17 protein-coding genes are annotated in these 24012 nt (G+C 62.1%); 6 read left to right on the top strand and 11 right to left on the bottom strand.

Annotation, left to right across the window (positions count from 1 at the left end; all coding sequences use genetic code 11):
* Positions 1-64: 64 nt before the first annotated feature.
* A complete protein-coding gene (gene glpK, locus CUC44_RS08545; protein WP_100859544.1) occupies positions 65-1567 on the bottom strand; it encodes a glycerol kinase GlpK in 1503 nt (500 codons plus the stop codon).
* Between the two features lie 41 nt (positions 1568-1608).
* Positions 1609-2457 carry an MIP/aquaporin family protein gene (locus CUC44_RS08540; protein WP_100859543.1) on the bottom strand — a complete coding sequence of 283 codons (849 nt, stop codon included), beginning with the start codon at positions 2455-2457 and terminating at the stop codon, positions 1609-1611.
* Between the two features lie 488 nt (positions 2458-2945).
* On the opposite strand from CUC44_RS08540, the gene glpT reads away from it, so the two are divergent.
* From glpT to tyrA, 6 genes are all read left to right on the top strand, one after another.
* Complete coding sequence (glpT, locus tag CUC44_RS08535) at positions 2946-4301, top strand: glycerol-3-phosphate transporter (RefSeq protein ID WP_100859542.1); 1356 nt, start codon at positions 2946-2948, stop codon at positions 4299-4301.
* Between the two features lie 100 nt (positions 4302-4401).
* Entirely contained in the window at positions 4402-5160 is a 759-nt protein-coding gene (locus CUC44_RS08530; RefSeq protein WP_100859541.1) for a DeoR/GlpR family transcriptional regulator, read from the top strand.
* Between the two features lie 300 nt (positions 5161-5460).
* The gene (gene glpD / locus CUC44_RS08525) at positions 5461-6948 is read left to right on the top strand and encodes a glycerol-3-phosphate dehydrogenase (protein WP_100859540.1); all 1488 of its coding nucleotides are present in this window, start codon (positions 5461-5463) and stop codon (positions 6946-6948) included.
* A 101-nt stretch (positions 6949-7049) separates the two neighbouring features.
* On the top strand, positions 7050-8132 hold the full coding sequence (gene glpQ, locus CUC44_RS08520) for a glycerophosphodiester phosphodiesterase (RefSeq protein WP_100859539.1): 1083 nt from the start codon (positions 7050-7052) through the stop codon (positions 8130-8132).
* A gap of 342 nt (positions 8133-8474) precedes the next feature.
* Positions 8475-9548, top strand: coding sequence for a 3-deoxy-7-phosphoheptulonate synthase (locus CUC44_RS08515; RefSeq protein WP_100859538.1), 1074 nt, complete (start codon positions 8475-8477; stop codon positions 9546-9548).
* A 130-nt stretch (positions 9549-9678) separates the two neighbouring features.
* Positions 9679-10818: a bifunctional chorismate mutase/prephenate dehydrogenase gene (tyrA, locus tag CUC44_RS08510; RefSeq protein ID WP_100859537.1), complete on the top strand. Its 1140-nt coding sequence runs from the start codon at positions 9679-9681 to the stop codon at positions 10816-10818.
* Positions 10819-10991: 173 nt separating this feature from the next.
* On the opposite strand, the gene hdfR is transcribed toward tyrA, so the two are convergent.
* From hdfR to CUC44_RS08465, 9 genes are all read right to left on the bottom strand, one after another.
* Entirely contained in the window at positions 10992-11867 is an 876-nt protein-coding gene (gene hdfR, locus CUC44_RS08505; protein ID WP_100859536.1) for an HTH-type transcriptional regulator HdfR, read from the bottom strand.
* The gene (locus CUC44_RS08500; protein ID WP_167388838.1) at positions 11867-12229 is read right to left on the bottom strand and encodes a MaoP family protein; all 363 of its coding nucleotides are present in this window, start codon (positions 12227-12229) and stop codon (positions 11867-11869) included. The genes hdfR and CUC44_RS08500 overlap by 1 nt, the downstream gene beginning before the upstream one ends.
* A 293-nt stretch (positions 12230-12522) precedes the next feature.
* Entirely contained in the window at positions 12523-13005 is a 483-nt protein-coding gene (gene eco / locus CUC44_RS08495) for a serine protease inhibitor ecotin (RefSeq protein ID WP_157812759.1), read from the bottom strand.
* A 198-nt stretch (positions 13006-13203) separates the two neighbouring features.
* The gene (locus CUC44_RS08490; protein WP_100859533.1) at positions 13204-13761 is read right to left on the bottom strand and encodes an Lcl C-terminal domain-containing protein; all 558 of its coding nucleotides are present in this window, start codon (positions 13759-13761) and stop codon (positions 13204-13206) included.
* Entirely contained in the window at positions 13758-15116 is a 1359-nt protein-coding gene (locus tag CUC44_RS08485; RefSeq protein WP_100859532.1) for an Lcl C-terminal domain-containing protein, read from the bottom strand. The genes CUC44_RS08490 and CUC44_RS08485 overlap by 4 nt, the downstream gene beginning before the upstream one ends.
* Positions 15117-15194: 78 nt before the next feature.
* The gene (locus CUC44_RS08480; protein ID WP_100859531.1) at positions 15195-17609 is read right to left on the bottom strand and encodes a proprotein convertase P-domain-containing protein; all 2415 of its coding nucleotides are present in this window, start codon (positions 17607-17609) and stop codon (positions 15195-15197) included.
* A gap of 35 nt (positions 17610-17644) precedes the next feature.
* Entirely contained in the window at positions 17645-19678 is a 2034-nt protein-coding gene (locus CUC44_RS08475) for a prolyl oligopeptidase family serine peptidase (RefSeq protein WP_100859530.1), read from the bottom strand.
* Complete coding sequence (locus CUC44_RS08470) at positions 19678-21843, bottom strand: TonB-dependent hemoglobin/transferrin/lactoferrin family receptor (RefSeq protein ID WP_100859529.1); 2166 nt, start codon at positions 21841-21843, stop codon at positions 19678-19680. The genes CUC44_RS08475 and CUC44_RS08470 overlap by 1 nt, the downstream gene beginning before the upstream one ends.
* A 283-nt stretch (positions 21844-22126) precedes the next feature.
* Entirely contained in the window at positions 22127-23974 is a 1848-nt protein-coding gene (locus tag CUC44_RS08465) for a DUF3413 domain-containing protein (protein WP_100859528.1), read from the bottom strand.
* Positions 23975-24012 lie beyond the last annotated feature (38 nt).

Raw genomic sequence — 24012 nt, 5'->3', positions numbered from 1 at the left:
TAAACAAGAGGCCGACATCACTGTCGGCCTCTTGTTTATCTAACGGAAGTAATAGGTCGCCCTATCAATCTTCCTCGGCCCAGCGGCGGGAGCGCTCCACGGCCTTCTTCCAGCCGTTGTAACGCTTGGCGCGATCTTCTCTGTCCATCTGGGGGATGAACTCGCGGTCCACGCTGAACTTGTCTTCCAGTTCTTCCGAGCTCTTCCAGAAGCCGACGGCCAGGCCCGCCAGGAAGGCGGCGCCCATGGCGGTGGTCTCGATGCGGGTCGGACGCACGACCGGGGTGTGCATCATGTCCGCCTGGAACTGCATCAGGAAGTCGTTGGCCACGGCGCCGCCGTCCACCTTCAGGGCCGCCAGCTTGATGCCGGAGTCCTGCTGCATGGCATCCAGCACGTCGCGACTCTGGTAGGCGATGGATTCGAGCGCGGCGCGGATGATGTGGTTGCGGTTCGCGCCCCGGGTCAGGCCGACCATGGTGCCGCGAGCGTACGGATCCCAGTAGGGGGCGCCCAGACCGACGAAGGCCGGTACCAGGTAGACGCCGTTGGTGTCACCCACCTTGGAGGCGAAGTAGTCGGTGTCGCGGGCATCGTGGATGATTTTGAGCTCATCGCGCAGCCACTGGATGGTGGCGCCACCCATAAACACGGCCCCTTCCAGGGCATAATTCACTTCCCCTTTCGGACCGATGGCGACCGTGGTCAGCAGGCCGTTATTCGAGCGAACCGGCTCCGTGCCCGTGTTCATCAGCATGAAGCAGCCGGTGCCATAGGTGTTCTTGGCCATGCCTTTCTCGAAGCAGAGCTGACCGAACAGGGCGGACTGCTGATCACCTGCGATGCCGGCGATGGGGATGCGGGTACCGCCGCCACGGGTGGTGTAGCCATACACTTCGGAGGAGGGTTTGACCTCCGGCAGCATGGACATGGGGATGCCGAGCTCGTCCAGCATGCGCTCATCCCACTTCAGATCGCGGATGTTGTAGAGCATGGTACGGGACGCGTTGGTCGGATCCGTGACGTGCACCTCGCCGTTGGTCATCTTCCACACCAACCAGGTGTCGATGGTGCCGAACAGCAGCTCGCCGTTCATCGCCTTCTCGCGGGCCCCTTCCACGTTGTCCAAAATCCACTTCACCTTGGTGCCGGAGAAGTAGGCATCCAGCACCAGGCCTGTGTTGTCGCGCACGTACTCTTCCAGGCCGCGGGCCTTGAGCTCCTCGCAGATGGCGGCGGTGCGGCGGCACTGCCAGACGATGGCATTGTAGATGGGCTTGCCGGTGGCTTTTTCCCACACCACGGTCGTTTCACGCTGGTTGGTGATGCCGATGGCGGCGATCTGCTCGCTGTGCAGGCCGCTCTTGGCCAGCACCTCGGTGAACACGGAAGACTGGGTGGCCCAGATCTCCATGGGATCGTGCTCGACCCAGCCCGCTTTCGGGTAGTGCTGGGTGAACTCGCGCTGGGAGGTCGCGACTATGTTGGCATTCTGGTCAAACACGATGGCGCGGGACGAGGTGGTGCCTTGATCCAGGGCGACGACATATTTCTTATCAGCAGACATGATGTTCTCCACGTTCTTATTTTCCACGTTAGGAACCGCTCTTAGGCGGCGGCCTCTTCTTTGTTAGACAGTTTGGCGGCGTCTTCGGTGGCGACGCGGTTGCCCGGTACGCACGGAGCCAGCACTTTCACATAGAGGGCGGTACCAATCTGGGCGCCGACGATGGGGCCGAGGATGGGAACCCAGAAGTAGGGGTTGTCGCGACCGCCGGTCAGGGCAACGTCACCCCAGCCTGCGAAGAAGGCGAACAGCTTGGGACCAAAGTCACGGGCCGGGTTCATGGCAAAACCGGTCAAGGGGCCGAGGGAGGCGCCGATCACCGCGATCAGGATGCCGATCAGCAGGGCGGCGGCGAAGCCCTTGGGGGCGCCGTTGTTGTTGTCACCCAGCGCCATGATGCCGAGCATCAGCACGGCGGTGATCACCAGCTCCACCGCGAACGCCTGCATGTTGGAGAGCAGGGGGTTGGGGTAGGTGGAGAAGATGCCGGCGGTGCCAAGGCTCTCTATGCTGCCGCGCACCACGTTGTGGGTCAGTTCCCACTGGGTGAACAGGTTGTCATACAGGAAGTAGACCAGGGCGGCGGAGGCGAAGGCGCCCGCTATCTGGGCGATGATGAAGGGCACCACCTTGCGCTTGTCAAAACCGGCGAAGGTCATCAGTGCCAGGGTCACGGCCGGGTTCAGGTGGGCACCCGAGATGCCGCCGGTGACATAGATGGCGATGGCGACGCCCAGGCCCCAGGTAATGGAGATTTCCCATTGCCCGAAGTTGGCACCGGCCAGCACCAGGGCGGCCACACAACCGACGCCGAAGAAGATCAGCAGGCCGGTTCCGATAAACTCGGCGATGCACTCGCCAAGCAGGGTATTGGGTCTTTGTATGCTCATACGTTTATTCCTTTTATCCACCCAGAGTAGGTTTGATGTTCCGTTTCGTTATCTTTTTTGTCCCATCCATTGCGCCCGAAAACGTTTCTTCTTGTTGTTTGAGTCTGCGCAAACGTTATGCTCGTTTACGCTCGTTCTTGGACGGGAGAGAAAATAAACCTTCTGTGCCAATTCACCATACCCCTGCCATCGGAAATGTGGACAAGATCCCACTCATTGCTAAGAAAATGTGACGAAAAGCAGTCGCCATCGCCACAATTACTCCTTAGGGGGTAACCTAAAGCCTTGCCCTACAAGGGCTGGATCCTGATGAGCGATCACTCACTGGATGATTATTTTTGTAATAAAACTGCAATATTTGAGTCTGCATCACAGATTAAATGTTCACAAATGAGCACAATTGGCTCGCTTACGAATCAGGACTCGTCTGGTCGTTTGCACGATCGGGGCACCCTCAACTGCCCATAACAACAATAAGGAAGCAGAACATGCTTAGTCTCTTCAGGCCTGCACCCCATATCGACCGGCTACCCGCCGACAAGGTCGATCCCTTCTACAAGCGCATGCGTTGGCAGGTGTTTTTCGGGATCTTCTTCGGTTATGCCGGCTACTACCTGGTACGCAAGAACTTCAGCCTGGCCATGCCCTATCTCATCGAGCAGGGCTTCTCCCGCGGTGATCTGGGCCTGGCCCTGTCCGGGGTCTCCATCGCCTACGGTCTGTCCAAGTTCCTGATGGGGAACGTGTCGGACCGCTCCAACGCCCGCTATTTCCTCTCCGCCGGCCTGCTGCTCTCGGCCGGCATCATGTTCATGATGGGGACAATGCACTGGGCTACCTCCAGCATCGCCATCATGTTCGTGCTCCTGTTCCTGAACGGTTGGGTGCAGGGCATGGGCTGGCCCCCCTGCGGTCGCACCATGGTGCACTGGTGGTCACAAAAGGAGCGTGGCGAAATTGTCTCGGTCTGGAACGTGGCCCACAACGTGGGCGGCGGCATGATAGGCCCGCTGTTTATCCTCGGCATGGGCTGGTTCAATGACTGGCGCAGCGCCTTCTATGTGCCGGCGGCCGCGGCTGCAGCCATCGCCGTGATCGCCTTCTTCGTGATGCGCGATACCCCGCAATCCGTCGGTCTGCCGCCCATCGAGGAGTACAAGGACGACTACCCGCAGGATTACAACGAGAGCCACGAGCAGGAGTTCTCCGCCAAGGAGATCTTCATGAAGTACGTGCTGCACAACAAGCTGCTGTGGTACATCGCCATCGCCAACGCCTTCGTTTACCTCATTCGTTACGGTGTGCTGGACTGGGCGCCGACCTACCTGAAAGAAGCGAAAGACTTCAGCGTGGATCACTCCTCCTGGGCCTACTTCCTCTATGAGTGGGCTGGGATCCCGGGCACCCTGCTGTGTGGCTGGATCTCTGACAAGATGTTCAAGGGCCGCCGCGCGCCGGCCGGCATCCTGTTCATGGTGCTGGTGACCGTCGCCGTGCTGGTCTACTGGCTGAATCCGGCGGGCAACCCGAGCGTGGACATGATGGCCCTGGTCGCCATCGGCTTCCTCATCTATGGCCCCGTCATGCTGATTGGTCTGTATGCCCTGGAGCTGGCACCGAAGAAGGCCGCCGGCACTGCTGCAGGCTTCACCGGGCTGTTCGGCTACCTGGGTGGCGCCGTGGCCGCCAACGCCATGCTGGGCTACACCGTCGACCATTTCGGTTGGGATGGTGGTTTCATGGTACTGGTGGTTTCCTGTGTGCTCTCCATCGTGCTGCTGGCCATGACCCTCAAGCACGAGAACGCGTCGCTCGCCCACAAGGCCGCCGCCCACAAGGCATAAAACGTGATCCTGCCCTTATCGATCCGAAAAGGGATAGGGTACACTGCCAAAGGCCCCGCACTGCCGGGGCCTTTTTTCGTCTTATCAGCGGAGTGCAAGCGTGAAGCAAACCCAACGACATCTGGAGATCCTGGACGTCCTGACCAGGCAGGGTTTCGTCTCGACGGACGATCTGGTGACCCATTTTGACGTCAGCCCCCAGACCATTCGCCGGGATCTGAATGACCTTGCGGAGCAGAACAAGATCCGCCGCCATCATGGTGGAGCCTCCCTGCATTCGAGCACAGTCAACACCGCCTACAGCGCCCGCAAGGTCATGCAGCTCAAGGAGAAGGAGCGCATCGCCCGCGAGGTGGCCGCCAACATCCCGGACGGCTCGTCGCTGTTCATCGACATCGGCACCACCACGGAAGCCATCGCCCGCGCCCTGCTCGATCACCGCGAGCTGCGCATCGTCACCAACAACCTGAACGTCGCCAGCATTCTCACCGCCAAGGATGACTTCACCGTCATTATCGCCGGTGGCGAGATCCGCAACCGGGACGGCGGTATCGTGGGGGAGGCGACCCGTGACTTCATCGGCCAGTTCCGCATGGACTACGGCGTCATCGGCATCTCGGGCATCGACAACGACGGCTCCCTGCTCGATTTCGATTACCACGAGGTGAAGATAGCCCAGGCCATCATTGCCCACTCCCGCCAGGTGTTTCTGGCCGCCGATCACACCAAGTTCGGCCGCAATGCCATGGTCAATCTCGGCAACCTCAGCCAGATCCACGCCATGTTCACCGACGAGGAGCCGCCGGAGAAGCTGATGCGACTGATGTCCCAACACCAGATCGCCTGCCACATCTGCTAACCCCTCTTCGCTCAGGCATCAGGCCGCCCACCGGCGGCCGCTTCTAATTACCCTCGTCTTCTGATCCCTCTGTATCACCCGCTCTTCTGTCCCTGTTTCTCCTTTCAAGGCGCGACTATTTCGTGCGTGGCCCCTGCTTGCGGGCATTTCGTCACCGGCTGGCAGCATTTTTAGCATTGTCGGAACAATCGCGATCACATTTCCTCCATAAAATGTTCGTTTATCATTTTTTCATGTTCTAATATGAGCGAAATCAAACATTGCTGTCATAGCAAACCCAAAATAAGAAAGTAGGTGAACATGAGCGAACATTATGATCTGGTCGTCGTCGGCGGCGGCATCAACGGGGTCGGCATTGCGGCGGATGCGGCGGGGCGGGGGCTGAAGGTGGCGTTGTTCGAAGCGCAGGATCTCGCCTCGGCCACCTCTTCCAACTCCAGCAAGCTGATCCACGGCGGCCTGCGCTACCTCGAGCATTACGAATTCCGGCTGGTGAAAGAGGCGCTGGCGGAGCGGGAGGTGCTGCTCGGCATGGCGCCGCACATCGCCCGTCCCATGCGTTTTCGCCTGCCCCATCGCCCGCACCTGCGCCCGGCCTGGATGATCCGCGCCGGCCTCTTCCTCTATGACAACCTGGCCAAGCGCGACAAGCTCAAGGGCAGCTGCGGCGTGCGCTTCCTGCCGCAAGATGGCCTGAAAAACGGCATCAACAAGGGCTTCGAGTATTCGGACGCCTGGGTGGATGACGCCCGTCTGGTGGTGCTCAACGCCATGCTGGCCCGGGACAAGGGCGCACTGGTGGAGACCCGTACCCGCTGCGTCAAGGCGGTGCGCGGCTCCAAACACTGGACCCTGACCCTGGAGCGAGCGGGCGGCGAGCAGTTCAACGTCACCTGCCGTGGCCTAGTCAACGCAGCCGGCCCCTGGGTCAAGACCTTCTATGACGAGAGCCTGCACGAGAAATCCCCGCGCGGCATTCGCCTCATCAAGGGCAGCCACATAATCGTGCCGCGCATCCATGAGCGCGAAGAGGCCTATATCCTGCAAAACGAGGACAATCGCATCGTCTTCGTCATCCCCTATCAGCAGGACTATTCCCTCATCGGCACCACGGACGTGGAGCACAAGGGGGATCCGCGCGACGCGAAGATCAGCAGCGCCGAGATTGAGTACCTGTGCCAGGTGGTCAACGCCCACTTCACCCGCCAGATTGCCCCCAAAGATGTCATCTGGACCTACGCCGGGGTGCGCCCGCTCTGTGATGACGAGTCAGACTCCCCCCAGGCGGTGACCCGCGACTACACCCTGGAGCTCAGTGGCGAGTCCGATGGCGCGCCGCTGCTGTCGGTGTTTGGCGGCAAGCTCACCACCTATCGCAAGCTGGCCCAGGCCGCCTGCAACAAGCTCAAGCCCTGGTTCGGCCAGATGGGGGAGGATTGGACCGCCACCACCCGCTTGCCCGGTGGCGAGTTCGACTGCACCACGAGCGAGCTGGCCCGCGCCTACCTGCTGGAATTCGACTGGCTGGATGAGCGCGCCGCGCGCCGCATCGCCGAGGCTTACGGCAGCCATGCCCGTCTCTGGCTGCACGAGGATCGCGGCCAGCACTTTGGCGCCGGCTTGTATGAATCGGAAGTGCGCTATCTCATCAACCGGGAGTGGGCTCACTCACTGGAAGACATCCTGTGGCGCCGCAGCAAGCTGGGGCTGCGCCTGTCCGAGGCTGAGCAGCAACAGCTGCAGGCCTGGCTCAGCGAACATCATCACGCCCTGCCCAAGGCGAGCTGACAAACCCGGCGGGCGGCTCTGGCCGCCCGCCGTAAAACTGCAATAAACCTCTGCTATAACAACGACCTACATCCAATAAACAATAACAAAGAGCACACTTCATGAAAAAAATCCCTCTCTCCCTGATTGCCATCGGCCTCGGGGCCGCCCTCGCATTGCCGGCCCTGGCGGCCGACGAGGGCAAGGTGGTCATCGCCCACCGCGGTGCCTCCGGTTACCTGCCCGAGCACACCCTGGAATCCAAGGCGCTGGCCTATGGCATGGGGGCCGACTATCTGGAGCAGGATCTGGTGATGACCAAGGATGACCAGCTGGTGGTGATGCACGATCACTTCCTGGATGGCATCACGGACGTGGCCGAGCGCTTCCCGGGCCGGGCCCGCGCCGATGGTCGTTACTATGTGGTGGATTTCACCCTGGATGAGGTGCGCTCATTGCGCATGACGGAGCCGTTCCAACTGGTGGATGGCAAGCAGGTGCCCGTCTACCCGGCGCGCTTCCCGCTCTGGCAGTCGAGCTTCAAGATCCACACCTTCCAGGAGGAGATAGAGATGATCCAGGGGCTCAATAAGAGCACAGGCCACAACATCGGCATCTACCCGGAGATCAAGGCGCCCTGGCTGTTCCGCCATGAAGGCAAGGACATCTCCAAGGCGGTGCTGACGGTATTGAAGCAGTACGGCTACACCAATAAAGAGAGCAAGATCTACCTGCAGAGCTTCGATGCGGATGAGCTCAAGCGCATCGACGGCGAGCTGATGCCGGCCCTCGGCATGGATCTCAAACTGGTGCAGCTGATGGCCGAGACCGATTGGAACGAGACCATGGTCTACGACGCCAAGGGCAAGGCGACCCCCTATGACTACGACTGGATGTTCAAGCCGGGCGCCATGAAAACCATCGCCACCTACGCCGATGGCATAGGCCCCTGGAAACCGATGATCGTCACCGAGCCGGGCACCCCCGGCAAGCCGGTCATCACCGGCATGGTGAAGGAGGCGCACGCCGCCGGTCTGAAGGTGCATCCTTATACCTTCCGCCAGGATGAGGGTCAGATCCCGGCCTATGCCAAGGACTTCAACGACTTGCTCAACATCTTCCTCTATCAGGCGGACGTGGACGGGGTGTTCAGCGACTTCCCGGACAAGGCGGTGGCCGTCATCAAGGCGCACAACAACGGATAAATAGAAGAAGAGAGTACGGGAACGCAAGCGGGGCCAGGTGCCCCGCTTTTTTATGGCCGGGATAGGGGTAGGGGAGATCGAAGCCGATTCATTCACTATCATGCGTGTAAATTTATATTTACGATATTTTGTTCTTTGGTGACGGTCAGTACCCGATTTTATGGCTATTTAGGTCAGCGTGGTGGTCGTTTATTCACCTGTCGAGCCATTTTACCGCTGGTTTCACTTGATTGTTTGTTTTTCCTTGGTAAGGTGGGGGCGGTTGCGTAACAAAGTGATGACTTGTGTAAACATAAAAATACAGTCGCGCTTTTGGCTTGATACAGTAGAGAGAATGAGAAAATGCAAAGAGATCCCCTGAACAACATCCATATCCAGTCCGAACAAGTGATGATCACGCCTGCCCAGCTCAAGGAGAAGTTACCCATCTCCGATCGGGCGCTGGCATTCGTGCAAGGGGCCCGCAACACCATAGCCGACATCATCCATCGTCGCGATCACCGCCTGCTGGTGATCTGTGGACCCTGCTCCATCCACGACATGGACGCCGCCAAAGAGTACGCAACCAGACTCAAAGCGCTGCATGATGCCTATCAGGATTCTCTCTACATTGTCATGCGGGTCTACTTTGAGAAGCCACGCACCACGGTCGGCTGGAAAGGCTTTATCAACGATCCGAACCTCGACGGTACCTTCGATGTGGAGCTGGGGCTGCACCGCGCCCGCGAGCTGCTGTGCTGGCTCGCTGAGCTGGAGTTGCCGCTGGCGACCGAGGCGCTGGATCCCATCAGCCCCCAATACCTGGCGGAGCTGTTCTCCTGGTCGGCCATCGGCGCCCGCACCACGGAGTCCCAGACCCATCGTGAGATGGCGTCCGGCCTCTCCATGCCGGTGGGCTTCAAGAACGGCACAGATGGCAACCTCGGCACCGCCATCAATGCGCTGCAGGCGGCTTCCAGCCCCCATGCCTTCATGGGCATCAACCAGCAGGGTCAGGTCGCCTTGCTTCAGACCCAGGGCAACCCGGATGGCCACGTGATCCTGCGCGGCGGCAAGCACCCGAACTACGACTCGGTCAATGTGTCCCTGGCGGAAGAGGCGCTGGAAAAAGCTGGCCTGCTGCCAGGCCTGGTGGTGGATTGCAGCCACGGCAACTCCAGCAAGGATCACCGATTGCAACCCAAGGTAGCGGACAACGTCATCCACCAGATCCAGGAGGGTAACCGCTCCATTATCGGGGTGATGCTCGAATCCAACCTGCTGGAGGGCAACCAGTCCAGCGAGCAGCCCAAGGAGCAGATGCGCTACGGCGTCTCCATCACGGATGCCTGCATCGACTGGGATACCACCGCCGATCTGCTGGCTCGCTGCCATCGTCAGCTGGCCGCCCCCCTCAAGGGCAGAACCGCGCCTTAAGCCGTGGTATCTTGTCATCACTGACTTGGGAGCAGAGCGCCACGGCCAGCGGTCGTGGCGCTCTGCGACATCTGTTGCAATCGATTGAATCACAGGGCGCGGCCAGGGGCGGCGCCAACAAGGACTGGATATGGCCGAAGAGTTGAATGCCCTCAGGGACAAGATAGACGCGGTGGACAAGCAGCTGATCGATCTGCTGGCCGCCCGTCTGGCCCTGGTGGGGGAAGTGGGTGAGGTGAAGAGCCGCCATGGCCTGCCCATCTATGCACCGGATCGGGAGGCGAGCATGCTGGCCCGCCGCCGTGCCGAGGCCGAGACCCTGGGGGTGCCCGGGGATCTCATCGAGGATGTGCTGCGCCGTGTGATGCGCGAATCCTATATCCTGGAATCCGCCAGTGACAAGGAGCATCACTTCAAGTGCATGAATCCGGCCCTCGGCAAGGTGGTGATCATCGGCGGGCAGGGCCAGCTCGGTCGCCTGTTCGGCCAGTTGTTCAGCCTGTCGGGCTACCGGGTCGAGAGCCTGGAGCAGGCCGACTGGCCGCGCGCGGGCGAGATCCTGAGCGGCGCCGGCATGGTGATGGTGGCGGTGCCCATCGACGTGACCTGCGACATCATAGACAGGCTGGGCAACTTGCCGGCGGACTGCCTGTTGGTGGATGTCACCAGCGTCAAGGCCGACCCCCTTGCCCATATGCTGGCGGTACATAAGGGGCCGGTACTGGGGCTGCACCCCATGTTCGGGCCGGACGTCGGGAGCCTCGCCAAGCAGGTGATCGTCTGCTGTCAGGGGCGCGAACCCGCCGCCAGCCAGTGGCTGCTGGATCAGATGACCATCTGGGGTGCCCGCTTGCAGCAGGTGGAAGCCAAGGCCCACGACGAGGCCATGACCTTTATCCAGGCGCTGCGCCACTTCGCGACCTTCGCCTACGGCTGGCACCTCTCCCGGGAGCAGGCCAATCTGGACCGGCTACTCAACCTGAGCTCCCCCATCTACCGGCTGGAGATCGCCATGGTGGGGCGGCTGTTTGCCCAGGATCCGCACCTCTACGCCGACATCATATTGTCGTCGCCGCAGAACCTCGCCATGATCCGCCGCTACTACCAGAACTTCGGCGAGGCGCTGGGGCTCCTGGAGCGGGGCGATCGGGGGGGCTTCATCGATGCCTTCTCCCAGGTCTCCGGCTTCTTCGGCGAGCGGGCGGACGAGTTCCTGCGCGAGAGCCGCATGCTGCTGGCCCAGGCCAACGATCGCCGACACCACGGCTGAGGCCAATTTGCATCCATACAAAAGGGGCCATCAGGCCCCTTTTTCGTGCTTGTCATGCTGCAAACATACGATTTGGTAACGAGATACGATGGATAAATCGTGCCAAGGCAGCGTTTTATATCATCAATATGATGAGAAATACCCCGATAATAGGGATGTCGACCCGCCTCCCATCACTCGGCGGACGGCAGCCGCAGATCCGCACCCTCCCAGCCAAGGGGCAGGGTCAGCAGCTGATCGATGAGCTCACGGCGATCGGATTTCTCCAGATAGGCGAGGTAGAGCGGCCGGCTCAGGGCCTGGCCTCCCTCCACCAGGTGCAGTTTTCCCTGCTCCAGGAAGGGACTCACCATCCGCCTGGGCAGATAGGCGGCGCCGCCATTGGCCAGCACGAACTGCAGCGCCATGCTGGCGGAGCTCGAGTGCAGCACAGGGGTCTTCTGCAGGCTCTGCAAGCGGCTGGATTGGGGCTCGAAGCTGGTGCCCCAGTCCAGGTGAATGTGGGGCATCTGCATCAGGCTGTCGGCGTTGGCGTTGCCGTCCCGGCTCACCAGTTCGAACACCAGCTCGCCGATGGGGTGCAGGGCTATCTCGTCGATCTTGGTCGGCTCAGAGAGCAGGGCCAGGTCGAGGGAGCGCTCCAGCAATTGGCGGCACAGGTGCTCGCGCGACGCGGTTTCGAGCCGCACCGCGAGGCCAGGGGCCAGGGCATAGACGTGATTGAGCCAGTCGTTGAAATCGAGCTCCCAGAACACGGGTGGGGCACCGATGGCGAGCTGCTGGCTGAAACCGGGGGAGAGGGCCACGTCCTGTTTGGCGCGGCCTAGCGTATGCAAGATGGCGTCTGCGTAGGGCAGCAGACGCTCACCGGAGGCGGTCAGGCGGATGTTGTTGCGATGACGGGCAAACAGACTGACCCCGAGTTGCTGTTCCAGCTGGCGGATCCGGAAACTCACCGCCGACTGGGTCAGGTAGAGATTCTCGGCAGCCCGGCCAAAGTGCCGGGTCTTGCTGACCTCGATAAAGGTCCGCAGCAGTTCGGTATCCATTAATCCAGGGACTCGTCGCTACCGCCGCCGCCGCCACTGCTCTCGAAGCCGCCACCCGCATCTTCGTTGGCGCCACCGGCGACCGTGCACAGACGATGCACCCGCTTGGGACCGATCACCTTCAGGTATTTGAACCACACCTTGGCGTGGGGGTTGCTGCCAGCGGCGCCGGACTTCACCTGTTCGATGAAGGCGCTCTCGACCTCATCGCGGGGAGCCTGGTTGCCCTGGTAGAGCGCCAGCATGACGGTGCCGTATTTCTCCAGACTGTCCGCTTCGGCCACAGTGAATTCACCGCTGCGACGCAGACCACGGGGGAAATGTTTGAAGTCATTGAAACGCTTGTCTGATTCGAAGCTCATAGTGCTCTTGTTCTGGTTAGTTTGACCTTTGCGGGCAAGTATCATCAGGCCGTCGCAGAGTGCAAAATCAATTTTCTTACTATGTTAATAAATATCTTTCATCGAACAGGGTTTGTCCCATCCCAATCCCGGATTTTGCGGTCGCTACCACAAAAAAGCCTGAAAAATGGTGGAGTTATGTCAGCTTCTGTAAAGGAAACGCCGGTGAGGACGCGACAAAAACCCAAAAATAAAGCGCCATATGGCGCTTTATTTTGTTACTTATGAACCGGCTGAACCTGAGCTGCGGTTCGTCACTCGATCATGGCTGGCTGAGCCAGATTGTCTGCACGCCACAGACGGTAGCGCACTTCATACTCCTGCGGCACATAAATGACGAACGGCAGCTTGGAGTTGTAGTTCACGAAGAAGCCCTGACCGTAGATCTGGATGAAGGTCTCTTTCTTCTGGCTGTCCGGGCAAGCCATCAGGGTGCTGACGGGACCGGAGACCTGGCCCAGGGTCAGGTAGTTGTAGCCCCAGCCCTTGACGCTGTGCTGTTCCAGGTTGCCGGCGAAGCGCGGCAGATTGCAGTCGACCAGCATCTTCTTGCCGACCTGCAGCTCGACCATCATGTCCGCTTCGTTCTGGACTTCTGGCAGACGGATCACGACACGTTCCTGATTCACCTCGGCGGCAGGGAACATGCTGATATCAAATTTTTTCGGCTCGGCGGCGAAGGCATGGCCACCCAATAACAAGGCGCCCAGCAGGCTAAAACGCAATACGGTTTTCATCTGTACCTCTTGGGGTTGGTTCAACGCCGCTAGACTAACCGCTCTGCCGGTTTCATGCCAGCGCTCCGGCGTGCAAAACCGGCCTGAACCGGCACACAATGACGTAATTTGATGCTTTTTTGACGGCTTGCCTCACAAATGGACGCATTCATCGCCAATCAGGTTGGGGCCGGACCCACCAGATCCGGCCCTGGATCCTCAGCGAACCAGCAAGACTTGCTTGGCCCAGGCGCTGGGGGCCCGCAGGCCGACCGAACCGCTGGTGATGTCGAGGTAGGCCACCGTCTTGCCCGCCGGGAAGGGGGTAGAGGACCAGAGATAGACGTAGCCGTCGTTCACTTCCTTGCCGTCACCCGCCATGGCGCGGGGGAAGATGGTCTCGTTCAGTGCCGGCTTGTAGCAGGCGGATTCCAGGATGCTGGTGAGCTCCTTGATGGTGGGCAGGCGCCAGTCGGTGTGACCGCCGAAACCATGGAGGGCGTGATTGGATTCGGTGCGGATCCGCTCGGCGGTCAGCAGCGCCTGCTGCCAGTAGAGACGGGTGGGCTCGCCGCGGCAGCTGTCATTCTGCCAGGTTTGCCCCAGCTGGCAGCGCATCCAGGTGAGGCCGGATGCTCGGTCGGTGACCGTGCCGTTGCCATGATCGAGGAAGCGGGAACTGGGGCTGGTTCTGGGCATGTTGTCATCGCAGATGGCGATAGCCAGTGCCAGCGGGCTGCACAGGCAGAGCAGCAGGGTCAGGAGAAACTTGTTCATCGGGTTACCTCGGCCACCAGGCGCAGTTGCAGAGCATTGGTGTCGTCAGGGGTTTGTACGGGGGTCGGGTAATCGGTGCCGGCATCGTCACCCCAGAAGAGTGGGGCTATAACGCTGAGCGGTGCGCTCTCGAGGCGACGGGACGGGGTCAGGGTCTGACTCCAGTAATAGCCATCGAAGCCATTGAACCCGGTTCCCAGATCGGGGAAGTAGCGCACATCCAGGGTCGCTATCTGGCCATCCTGCTGACTGAGGGAGCCAAAATGCTGCAGGCTCATCAGCTCCTGGGCATGGGGCAGGCGCCAATTCTGGATGCCGCACAGCTGCTGGCTGTTGAGCCACTGGCGGTATTGCTCGGTGGTGCAGATGGCCTCGCCGTTCGGGCAGGCGTAGTCCAGCTCATCCTGCAAGGGATGGTAGTTGCCAAACTCCCAGGCGAAGGCCCGGTGCAGATCCCGCGGGCTGTCCGGGTCATCCAGCTTCTTCTCCCAGATAAGACCCGTGTTGAGATCCTCCACGCAATCCCACTGAGTGGCGCTGTCTGGCAGCGGCTGCCCCTGGTTGTCGAGCTTGCGATAACGCAGGGGGGACTGCTTGAGGCTGGCATCCTGACCAGGATGATCGGCAGGCTCGCTGGTCAGCAGATAGTCCACCCCGTCGCTGTAGGTGGTGACGCCACTGGCGGTGATCAGGGCCCTTGGCTGTTGCTGCTTCAGCACGGCGGCGAACCTGGGCTGCAGGCTCAGCAGCTCTGGGCTGTTGGCAAAATGCTGACCGAGTTCGGGCAACAGGGTGACCAGCCCCAGCCAGATCTGGCGTTGGCGCTCACTGGCTGACATCCCCGGCAGGGTGCCGGCATCCTTGAGGGCGGCCAGGGCCAGCTCGGCGAGGGCCTGGTTGAAGGCGGTCAGCTGAGCGAGGGCGGCGAGATCCTGGCCCGGCTGCAGCGGGGCCAGATCCGCCAGTACCTTGGCCAGGGCCTGGGCCGGCGGTACCCCTTCTCCGATGCGGGTCTGCAGCAGGGTGCTCAGGGGGGTGGGGGTGAGATGTTGTCCATCCAGGCGTGCCGCCGGATGAGTCAGGGTCAGGGCCGCCAGATCCGCTGGGATGAACAGCAAGGGGCTGGTCAGCAAGGTGGGGGAGGTGCCACTCAGCTGGCGGGCACCGGCGGTGCCACTGACTGCGGGCTCACCGGCGTCGCAGCTGTCGTTCTGGTTGAGGTTGACGCACAGGGTGCCGGTCTGGGGCAGCTCAACCGTCAGGCGATAATCCGGCGCGGCGAGGGGCGCCTCGTCTGTGCTGCCACCGCCGCAGGCGGTGAGCAGGGGGGCCAGCAAGCAGGCCAGCGGGGTCATTCTCATCTTCATTTATTGTCCTTGGAGGGGCCTTGGCCCCTCACTGTTTTTTAGTCATGAATAGTGTCGAGGAGCGTCTTAGCCGCGACGAGTGACACGGCGCCAGAGGGCCAGCGGCAGCAGCCAGAGCAGGTTGAGGGCGCCGCCCCCGCTGCTGTCCGAGACGTTGAAGTGGATGATGCCGTCATCCACTACGCCAATGGGCTCGCCGCACAGGGCGCCGATGCGCTGGCTGATGCTCCAGCCATTGAGGCGTCCCTGCTTGCCGGGGGTGTTGTCTACTACTTCCAGGGTCCATTGACCGGCCAGCGGCTCACCGATGAGCTGACTCAGGGGCTGCACGGATTGCAGCTCGGTCGGGAAGACCCCCTTGAGCCGTGGTAGCGGGCTGTATCCCTTGTCCCAGATCTGGACCCGGGTGCCGGAGGGGGAGTTGAGCCAGATCTCCAGCTCGTCCAGGGCCTCGTGTTGCAAGTCCAGGCTCAGTTGCAGCTCGCCGCTCACCCGGGCGTCGTTCTGCGCCAGCACCAGGCTGGTCTGACTCAACCCTTTCTCCTCCGTGCTCTGGGCATCCTTGAGGGTCAGGGCCAGGCCGTTGGCCCGGCTGATGAGCGGAGTGCCGATGGGCAGGCTCAGTGACTGCTGCCACTGGCGCTCACTCGGGCTGGCGCCGGTCAGGGTCAGGTTGACGGGCACGGCCGCCACATCGCCACAGGCGAGGGGGCTCTGGGCCAGCAGTCGCAAGGTGGTGCTCATGCTGGCGCCGGCCTCCAGGGTGCTGGCCTGCCACTGATAGGGATCGGCTTGCAGCCCGCTCGGCAGGGTCAGGGCCAGGTTGTGCAGGGTCACAGGGCTGCTGCCCGGGTTGCTTAAGGTGAGCACCACGGACTGGCGTTGACCCAGTTCGATGGCGCTGCCATCGGCCAGGGCCAGGTTGACCGGGGCCTGCAGCAGACCGTGCTGGCGGAACGCCTGCTCCAGATGACGGCCATAGTGGCGCGCCGGGTAGAGCCGCTCGGCGGTTTCCACCGTGAGGCGGGCCAGCTGCGGCATCCTGATGGCCGGGCCCAGGCCGAAGTGGGACTCGATGATCAGGCGATCGAACTCGTCTCTCGCCACCTCGCCATACTCGGCGACCGAGGCCAGCAGGGCCTGGAACAGAGGCGTGCCCCACAGCTGATCGCCGTTGCTGCCGTTAACGGTCCTGTGGGCCGGGTAGTTGTAGTCCGGGTGGTAGCGGGCGCGCATATCGTCCAGCTGACGCGGGGCGCGGTCGGTGAAGCGGGCATCCCAGTTAAATACCAGCGCCGGTTCGAAGTTGCGACCCGCCTCGCTGCGCTGACGGTGGCTGGCGGCCAGATAGTCGCTGAAACCCTCGCCGATGGCGCCCCAGTCCGCCTCGTCACCGAGATCCGGCACTATGTGGTGTTGGACCGCGTGGCCGAATTCGTGCCAGATGACCATGGGATCCTCGGCATCGGGCACGCCGCTACGCCCCAGCTCCAATCTGCGCTCGAACGGGTCGTAGAGAGAGTTGTCCTGATAGCCCGCATCCGTGTCGATGTCGAGGGCGCCGGGGATCAGGGTGGCAAAGCCGAGCGCCTTGAGGTGACGCTGGGCCAAGTCCAGATGGTAATAGGCATTGATGTCGGCAAAGCCGAGATCGTCCCGGGTCAGGCGAAATGCCTGTTGGTTGTCGGCGCTGTAGGGAGCCGTGATGGGCTCCATGGCATCGACCACCCGGGCGTTGGGGCCGCTCAGCACATAGTCGCTGCCTTGCAGGGTGACCGGCAGGGCCACCTTGTCCTGATAGGCCGCATCGGCCAGCACCAGGGATTCGTGCCAGACCAGGCTGGCATCCTGCAGCTGGGTGCGGGGATCCGGGTCAAACACCCGCGCCTGGACGGTGACGTCCCCCACATCCGGGGTGAAGGGCGCCGCCGTGGTGGCGGAGTCCATCCAGCGGCCGAGCTCCTGGCTGCCGTCACAGCTGGCGAACAGCTGCTGATAGGCGGCCTTGGCGTTGCCATCCTTGTGCTCGCGCACCCGCTGGCGCAGGGCCGGCACCAGGGTTTCTCCATCGCGCCAATACCAGGCCTCGACCGGGCCGAGGGGATCTATCTGGGCGCCCGCATCCCGCAGGCTGGTAAGCAAAGGATCCAGGCTGGAACTGGCATCGCAACCGGGCGCCGTGCTCTGCAGCGGGCGCAGGTTGTGATAGAGGCGCCAGGGTTTGCCGGCCGCATCGATACTGACCGCGGCCTGGGTGGTCGCCACCGGCAGGCCGTTCACCAGCTGATGAAAGCTGTAGTGATGGCCGAGCAGGCTGGCCCTGTCGTAGTCGGGGGCGAGCGTCACTCCTAGGCGGCTCTCGAGCCAGGCTTGCGGCGTGGTAGAGAGCTGCGCCTCATCGACATAGATGAGCTCGGCCGCGACCAGGGGCTGGGCCAGCAGGGTCGCCGCCAGCCAGAGGGCCAGGGAAGAGGGTTTCATAGGTGACTCCAAAGCAGAAAAGGTGAGGACTGGCATCAGTGGCTGACTCCGGCCAGGGTGAGCAGGAAGGCATACTCCTGGGCTGCGCGCTGCTGCGCCGTGCGAGGGATTGCCAGATGGCCGCCATCGAGCTCGGTCCTCAGCAGATAGGGACCTTGCCCCGTGCTGTGGGCACGCAGGCGAGCGAGCCACTTGAGGGGCTCCCAGTAGGGGACCTGACTGTCGTGCAGCCCTGCGGTTACATAAAGTGGCGGGTAGTGGGCCGAATGCAGATTGTCATAGGGGCTTAGCCGGCGCATGGCAGCGTAATCTGCTGTCACGGCGGGATTACCCCACTCCGCATACTCCTGTCGGGTGAGCGGCAACTCGGGGTCGTTCATGGTGCCGAGCAGGTCGACGAAGGGCACCTGCAACACGGCGCCGGCGAAGCGGCCCGGTGCCTGGTTGAGGGCCGCCGCCACCAGCAGGCCACCGGCGCTGCCCCCCATGGCGAACAGCCGAGCAGGGTCTATGGCAGGATCCAGTGCCAGGCTCTGTGCCACCGCCAGGAAGTCATCCACGCTATGCTGCTTCTGCTGGCCGCGGCCATCTTTGTACCAAGACTCCCCAAGCAGGCCGCCGCCGCGCACATGGGCGATGGCGTAGACGAAGCCGCGATCCAGCAGGCTCAGCACCTGGGGCTGATAGTAGGGGCGCATGGGGGTGCCGTAGGCGCCATAGCCGTAGAGCAGCAGCGCCTTGGGCGCAGCGATGTCTTTGCGCCACACCAGGGAGACGGGCACCCTGACCCCGTCCTTGCCCACCACCCAGCGTCGCTCGCTCTGGTAGAGGGAGTCCTCGGCCGGTTTGTCCGCGGCCTGCCACTGGCCGGTGGCCAAGTTCAGCCAGCGCTGGTGCGGGGCTTCGGCCATGCCCTGGCGGCGGATCAGTACCCGCGCGCTGTCCGGATCCTGGCTGCCCTGGATCCAGGCCGTGCCGGCCCCCTCGGTCAATGGCAGGCTGTGAGTCAGCTTGCCGTCGGCACCGAGCACATCGAGCCAGTCATCCCCCTCCTTGCGGTATTGCAGCACAGTGTGATCCCGAAACAGGCGCCACTTCTCCAGGCTGCGATCCTGCCCGGACCAGAGCAGTTGCCAGGGTTGGCTGGCCACTTCCGCCAGGCTGGTCGCCTGATAGAGGCCAAGCTCCCCGTCCCGGTTGCTCTTGATGAGCACCCGATCCCCCTGGGTATCCAGGTAGTACTCGAGCCCGGGCTGGCGCGCCTTGACGAGGGCCGCCTTGCCATCGTCCAGCAGGTATTGCTCCGAGCCGTTGTGGTTGTTGCTCTGCAAGATGAGATGACGCTTATCCGTGGTGCGATAGAGGCTGAGCAGCCAGGCGGGATCACGCTCCTGATGCACCAGCACCTCTTTACCGTCTTGCCAGGCCCACAGCTGCCAGGGGCGCAGGGTATTGCGCTCGTTGGCGATGGTGTAGAGGGTCTTGCCATCCAGGCTCCAGAGCAGATCGCTGGCCCTGTGGGGCAGGATGGCCAGGGTCTCGCCACTTTCCAGATCCAGCAGGCTGATGCGGTAGTCCCGATCGCCACGACTGTCTTCGGCCAGGGCTAGCCAGCGCCCGTTCGGGTGCAGGGACCAGGCGGCGAGCTCGTAGTAGCCGTCGGCGGGCTGGCGCGGCGCCAACCGTTGGCGGGGCTCGGCCTGCTCATCGCCGCGCTGCCACAGGCTGCCATCGGCGCTCATGCGCCACTGGCTGCCGGCCTCGCTTAGCCACTCGACGGGCATGGGCTCGCCCCGTTCCCTGGCCTGCCATTCGGCTTGCAGGGTTTTTTCGAGCGGTTTCTGGCCAGCGAGTTGCTGCTCGGTCCAGCGGTTCTGCTCGCGCAGCAGGGTCAGCAGCTCGGGGGAGCTGCGGCTGTCATCGCGCCAGCCGCCGTAAGGGTCGACTCTGGCTATCTCGCCCTTCATCAGCAAGGGGCGCTCCGGGATAAGGGGCGCCGCTGCTTGAGGTGCCGCATGGGCCGGCGCCGGGGTGGCCAGCAGGCTGGCCAGGATCAGCAGTGTCTGCATCAGATCCCCACGAAGGTGTAGCGCAGGCTGGCACTCAGGGTGCGACCGCTCTGGGTGAAGAGTCCGGCGTCGGTACCGGCTTCCAGCCCGGCCACATCCTGATAGCGGGTGTAGCGGGTGTCGAACAGGTTATCGAGCTTGAAATTGACCTTGAGGGCATCGGTGAGCAGCCAATCGGCGGTCACGCCTAAGCTGAACCAGCCGGCGCTCTTGAGGCAGTCGCCCTGACTGCCGGTCAGGCTGTTGCCGCAGGTGGGGACCCTGTCCATGGCCGCGGCGTAATCCGCCTGCAGCCCCAGGCTCCAGTCGTTGGCCTGGTAGGTCAATCGGGTGTTGCCCTCGAGCGGCGTCAGGGTGCGCAGGGCTTCGCCCTGGCTGTCTTGCCCGTCGACCCAGCCGAGCTTGGTGGCGAGTTCCCATTCCTGGGTCAACCAGTAGCTGGCGGCCACTTCGGCGCCCCAGGTCTCGGCCTTGGCCACGTTGCGGTACTGGCGCAGGATGACGCCGTCTCGCAGGCGCAGGCCCACCTCGCGCCAGTCGATGAAGTTGTAGTAGCGGTTGTAGAACAGGGCCGGCTTGATGCTCCAGTTCTCTCCCTCGCCACTCAGACCCCACTCGAAGCTGTGGCTGGTCTCTTCCTGCAGCTCGGTATTGGCGATGATCTCGAACGGCGGCAGGGCGAAGTAGTGGGGTATGTTGCCGTACACCTTGTCATAGGAGGGGGCGCGGAAGCCGTTGGCGTAGCTCAGCCAGCTGCGCCACTCCTCGTTGAAGCGGTAACTGGCGGCCAGGCTCGGGGAGATGTGCCAGCTGTGGTTCTCGCCGTTGCTGCCATCGAGCGGCTGCAGCCACTGGTGATCCATGCGCAGGGTAGGGGTGAACTGCCACTGGCCCAGGCTCGCCATGTCGCTCAGCCAAACCCCGGCCCGGTCGGTGCGGGCACGGCTGAAGGGGGCGGATTGCTGGGGCTGGGGCACGCCGGCCTCCAGGCTCAGCTTGTCCACCGGCCGCTCGTGGGTGGTGCGCTCCAGCTCCATGCCGTAGCTCAGCTTGTGGCCGATATGGCCTGTGGTCAGGTCCCGGCGCACATCCAGCTCGGTGCCGATCCTGTCTTCGGTGAAGGTGGAGAGCTCCCGCTCGCTGCGATAGCGGGGGTAGCCGCTCAGCAGATCGTTTTGCAGCAGGCTGCGCTTGTTGGCCGTGTTCTTGGAGTGGTTGCCGTAGGCACTCCAGGTGAAGCTGTCCGCCAGCAGGCTGCCGAGATCGCTCCCTTCCCAGCTGAGCTTGCCGCCTTGGGTCTTCTGGGACGCGTCTTCCCGGTACTGGCGTACCTGCCACTTGCCGTCGGGCTGGGGCACTTCGCGCGGACCCTGATCCCGCTGGGCGTTGTCTTCGAAGTAGTCGAGTTCGAGGCGCAGCAGGTGGTGCGCGTTGAGGTCGAAGCGGGAGCTGGTAGAGGCGCTCAGGCCATCCAGATCCGCCGGGATGCGGCTTTCGTCATAGTTGGCGGTCTCGTGCCCCTGCCAGCCGGAGACCCGCAGCAGGTGCTCGGTATCCCATACCCGGGCGGCGCCGGTGGCGCTCAGCTTTTGCTTGTCGCTGCTGCCGTCCTGCAGCACCTTGCTGCTCAGATAGGCGTCCTGACCCTGCAGGTAGTCTTCCGGTTGCTTGGTGCTGATGACGATAGTGCCGCCGATGGCGTCCGAGCCATGGAGGGAGGAGCCGGCGCCCTTGGCGACCTCAATCTGTTTGACGTCGTCCAGATCGAAGCTGAAGCGGCCCACCTTGTCGTTGAGATCGTCGGCACCGAAGCCATCGCTGACCCGCACCCCGTCCTTGATGATCAGTACCCGGTTGCCGCCCATGCCGCGGATGATGATGTTCTGGGGCCGACCGGCGGAGCCGGTGACGGAGACGCCGGGCTCATTCTTGAACACGTCGGTGAGTTCGGTGGCGACCTGGCGATCCAAGTCTTCTTCGGTGATGACTGTGATGGAGCCCGACACGTCGGATAACTTCTGCTCTATACGCTGGCCCTTGACCACTATGGTCTCGCGCGCCTTGAGCTCGGGGTTCATCTCTGTTGAGTCGATCCTGGCAGGATCACTGGCGGCCAGAGCTGTACCGGACAGCAGCATGGGCCAGTAGTGCAGTAGTGTTTTCATTGTTGATAATGATTGTTATTTAAGCCTGAAGGGCGCGGATTATTGCAGATGAATCTTTTCGCAGCAACAATTGATAATCATTATCATTTTGTTTTTATGATCTTGATCAGACTGACTTTTTTGACTGATAACTCATTAACTGCCGGCATACGTTTGCAGTGTAATTTGTCAGTAGAGAGCTGGATGGGGCTGGTTGGCCGAGGGTAGAGGAAGGGCTGGAATGGGTCTTTCTGGCAATAAAAAGCCCGCCAGACGGCGGGCTGATTGGACTCGGTAGCGCCTGTTACGGCGCCCGATAGAAGCGGTTCAACTCGTTCATCACCTGGATCATGGCGCCCATGTCCGGGGTGCCGTGCTTGATGGGACGATAGGTCGCGCGATCCAGCAGCTCGAAGTCACCCTGTTTGTTGAAGTGGGTGATGGTGCTGTCCTGATAGATGGCGAAGTCGTTCTGATCCCCCGCCAGCAACCAGTTGCGCGGCGTCACATCGAACAGGCTGCGGCCAATGCTGTAGTCCCGCGGCGGGTTGCGTACCCCCAGCATGCCCTTCATCAGGGTCGGCACCAGATCCAGATGGCTGCTGGCCTGATCCTGCGGCTTGCTCTCGATACCGGGCCAGGACAGTACCAGCGGCACCTGCACCTGATAGGGGGAGTAGTTGCTGCCATAGCCCCAACTGTTGCTCTGAGTCTCGTTGAACTCCTGGCCGTGGTTGGAGGTGATGACGACTATGGTCTGCTCGCTCAGGCCCTGCTGCTGCAACTGGGTCAGCATCTGCTCCAGCAACTGATCCGTGTAGAACACCGCGTTCTTGTAGCGGTTCTCGAGCTTTTGCAGGTTCTCTGGCCGGTAGGCGGTAGCCGGGTTGAACCTGGTCAGCTCGGGCTGGAAGGGGCCCTGCACATTGGCCGGCACCTCGTAGTCGCCCGGGCTCGACAGATAGACCAGGGAGAACCAGGGCCTGTCCGGTGAGCGCTTGCCGAGCCACTGCTGCCAGTCGCTGATGAGGCGGGAGTCATCGGTCTGCTGGGAGACGAACACCTGCTTGCGCAGGCCGGCGAGCAGGCTTTGCTGGTATTGCTGGGCATCTTCCAGCGCACCGAACAGGCCGAATTGATAGTCCTGGCGCAGCATCTCGTCGAACAGCACTGGGGGGCGCTTGTCGGTACGGATGTCGTCATAGTAGTGCCCCGGCAGCCCGTAGAAGAGGCTGAACATCCCCATCGCATCGTCATTGCCGCCGCTCATGTGCTGGCGGAAATTGAGATGGCCGTCAGCGTAACGCTGCAGGTTGGGCATGTTGATGTTGTTGAGCATGTCGGCCCGCAGGGAGTCCACCACCACCACCAGCAGGTTCTTGTGCTCTGTGGGGGCGCTCACGCTGAGCGGGCGCAGCGGATAGAGCAGGCGGTGTTCGCTGCTGCCCTGATCCTCGGCCTTCTTCTCATACTGCTCCAGATCCAGCCAGCCGTGCTTGGCCAGGAAGCTGCGTGCCGTCATGGGATAGGAAAGCGGGAAGTTGGCGCGCTGCATGGTGATGGGCTGGTACAGGGTCGCATCGGCCCAGCTGTTGACCACATGGGTCAGGATGAAGCAGACCAGCAGGGCCAGCCCGACCTGGTTGCCGTACTGGCGGCGCTTGCGCTTGTTGATCTTGCGCCACACATAGGCCGACAGCAGCAGCTCCAGCAGGAAGATGGTGGGCACCGCCACGAAGATGATGCTCCAGATAGAGCCCTCTTCGGTCTGGGCCTGATCCAGCAGCAGCTGCCACACCTGACCGTTCAGGTGGAACTTGAACAGCTGGAACACCTGGGTATCGATGAGCAGCAGCACCAGCGCCAGGGTGGCTATGATGGCGGAGATGAAGCGCAGCGCCCGCTCTTTGGGCAGCACGAAGCTCAAGGGGAAGACGGTCAGCAGATAGGTGACGAAACTCAGGAACGAAAAATGACCTATCCAGCTGATGATGAGATAGGTCACGCCGAGCGTCGTCGATGGCCAGCTGATGGAGCCCAGGTAACGGGTCGCGATCAGCATGGCCAGAATGATATTGAAGAAGGAGAACCAATGCCCCCAGGTGATCAGGCGAGAGACATTATCACGATAGGGGTTGCCGGTTTCGACCATAGTGATCCATCTGCTTGAAAAATATCAAAGAATACGAA

Source organism: Aeromonas lusitana (assembly GCF_002812985.1).
In the GTDB taxonomy this organism is placed as follows: domain Bacteria; phylum Pseudomonadota; class Gammaproteobacteria; order Enterobacterales; family Aeromonadaceae; genus Aeromonas; species Aeromonas lusitana.
Note: the sequence above shows the minus strand (reverse complement) of the source record. Positions and strands in the feature narration are given on the sequence as shown.

Coding starts and splice junctions, on each gene's coding strand:
- glpK (WP_100859544.1), bottom strand. CDS start 1,567: ATGTCTGCTGATAAGAAATATGTCGTCGCCCTGGATCAAGGCACCACC.
- CUC44_RS08475 (WP_100859530.1), bottom strand. CDS start 19,678: ATGCAGACACTGCTGATCCTGGCCAGCCTGCTGGCCACCCCGGCGCCG.
- eco (WP_157812759.1), bottom strand. CDS start 13,005: ATGAAAACCGTATTGCGTTTTAGCCTGCTGGGCGCCTTGTTATTGGGT.
- glpD (WP_100859540.1), top strand. CDS start 5,461: ATGAGCGAACATTATGATCTGGTCGTCGTCGGCGGCGGCATCAACGGG.
- tyrA (WP_100859537.1), top strand. CDS start 9,679: ATGGCCGAAGAGTTGAATGCCCTCAGGGACAAGATAGACGCGGTGGAC.
- CUC44_RS08500 (WP_167388838.1), bottom strand. CDS start 12,229: ATGAGCTTCGAATCAGACAAGCGTTTCAATGACTTCAAACATTTCCCC.
- glpQ (WP_100859539.1), top strand. CDS start 7,050: ATGAAAAAAATCCCTCTCTCCCTGATTGCCATCGGCCTCGGGGCCGCC.
- glpT (WP_100859542.1), top strand. CDS start 2,946: ATGCTTAGTCTCTTCAGGCCTGCACCCCATATCGACCGGCTACCCGCC.
- CUC44_RS08540 (WP_100859543.1), bottom strand. CDS start 2,457: ATGAGCATACAAAGACCCAATACCCTGCTTGGCGAGTGCATCGCCGAG.
- hdfR (WP_100859536.1), bottom strand. CDS start 11,867: ATGGATACCGAACTGCTGCGGACCTTTATCGAGGTCAGCAAGACCCGG.
- CUC44_RS08485 (WP_100859532.1), bottom strand. CDS start 15,116: ATGACCCCGCTGGCCTGCTTGCTGGCCCCCCTGCTCACCGCCTGCGGC.
- CUC44_RS08515 (WP_100859538.1), top strand. CDS start 8,475: ATGCAAAGAGATCCCCTGAACAACATCCATATCCAGTCCGAACAAGTG.
- CUC44_RS08490 (WP_100859533.1), bottom strand. CDS start 13,761: ATGAACAAGTTTCTCCTGACCCTGCTGCTCTGCCTGTGCAGCCCGCTG.
- CUC44_RS08480 (WP_100859531.1), bottom strand. CDS start 17,609: ATGAAACCCTCTTCCCTGGCCCTCTGGCTGGCGGCGACCCTGCTGGCC.
- CUC44_RS08465 (WP_100859528.1), bottom strand. CDS start 23,974: ATGGTCGAAACCGGCAACCCCTATCGTGATAATGTCTCTCGCCTGATC.
- CUC44_RS08470 (WP_100859529.1), bottom strand. CDS start 21,843: ATGAAAACACTACTGCACTACTGGCCCATGCTGCTGTCCGGTACAGCT.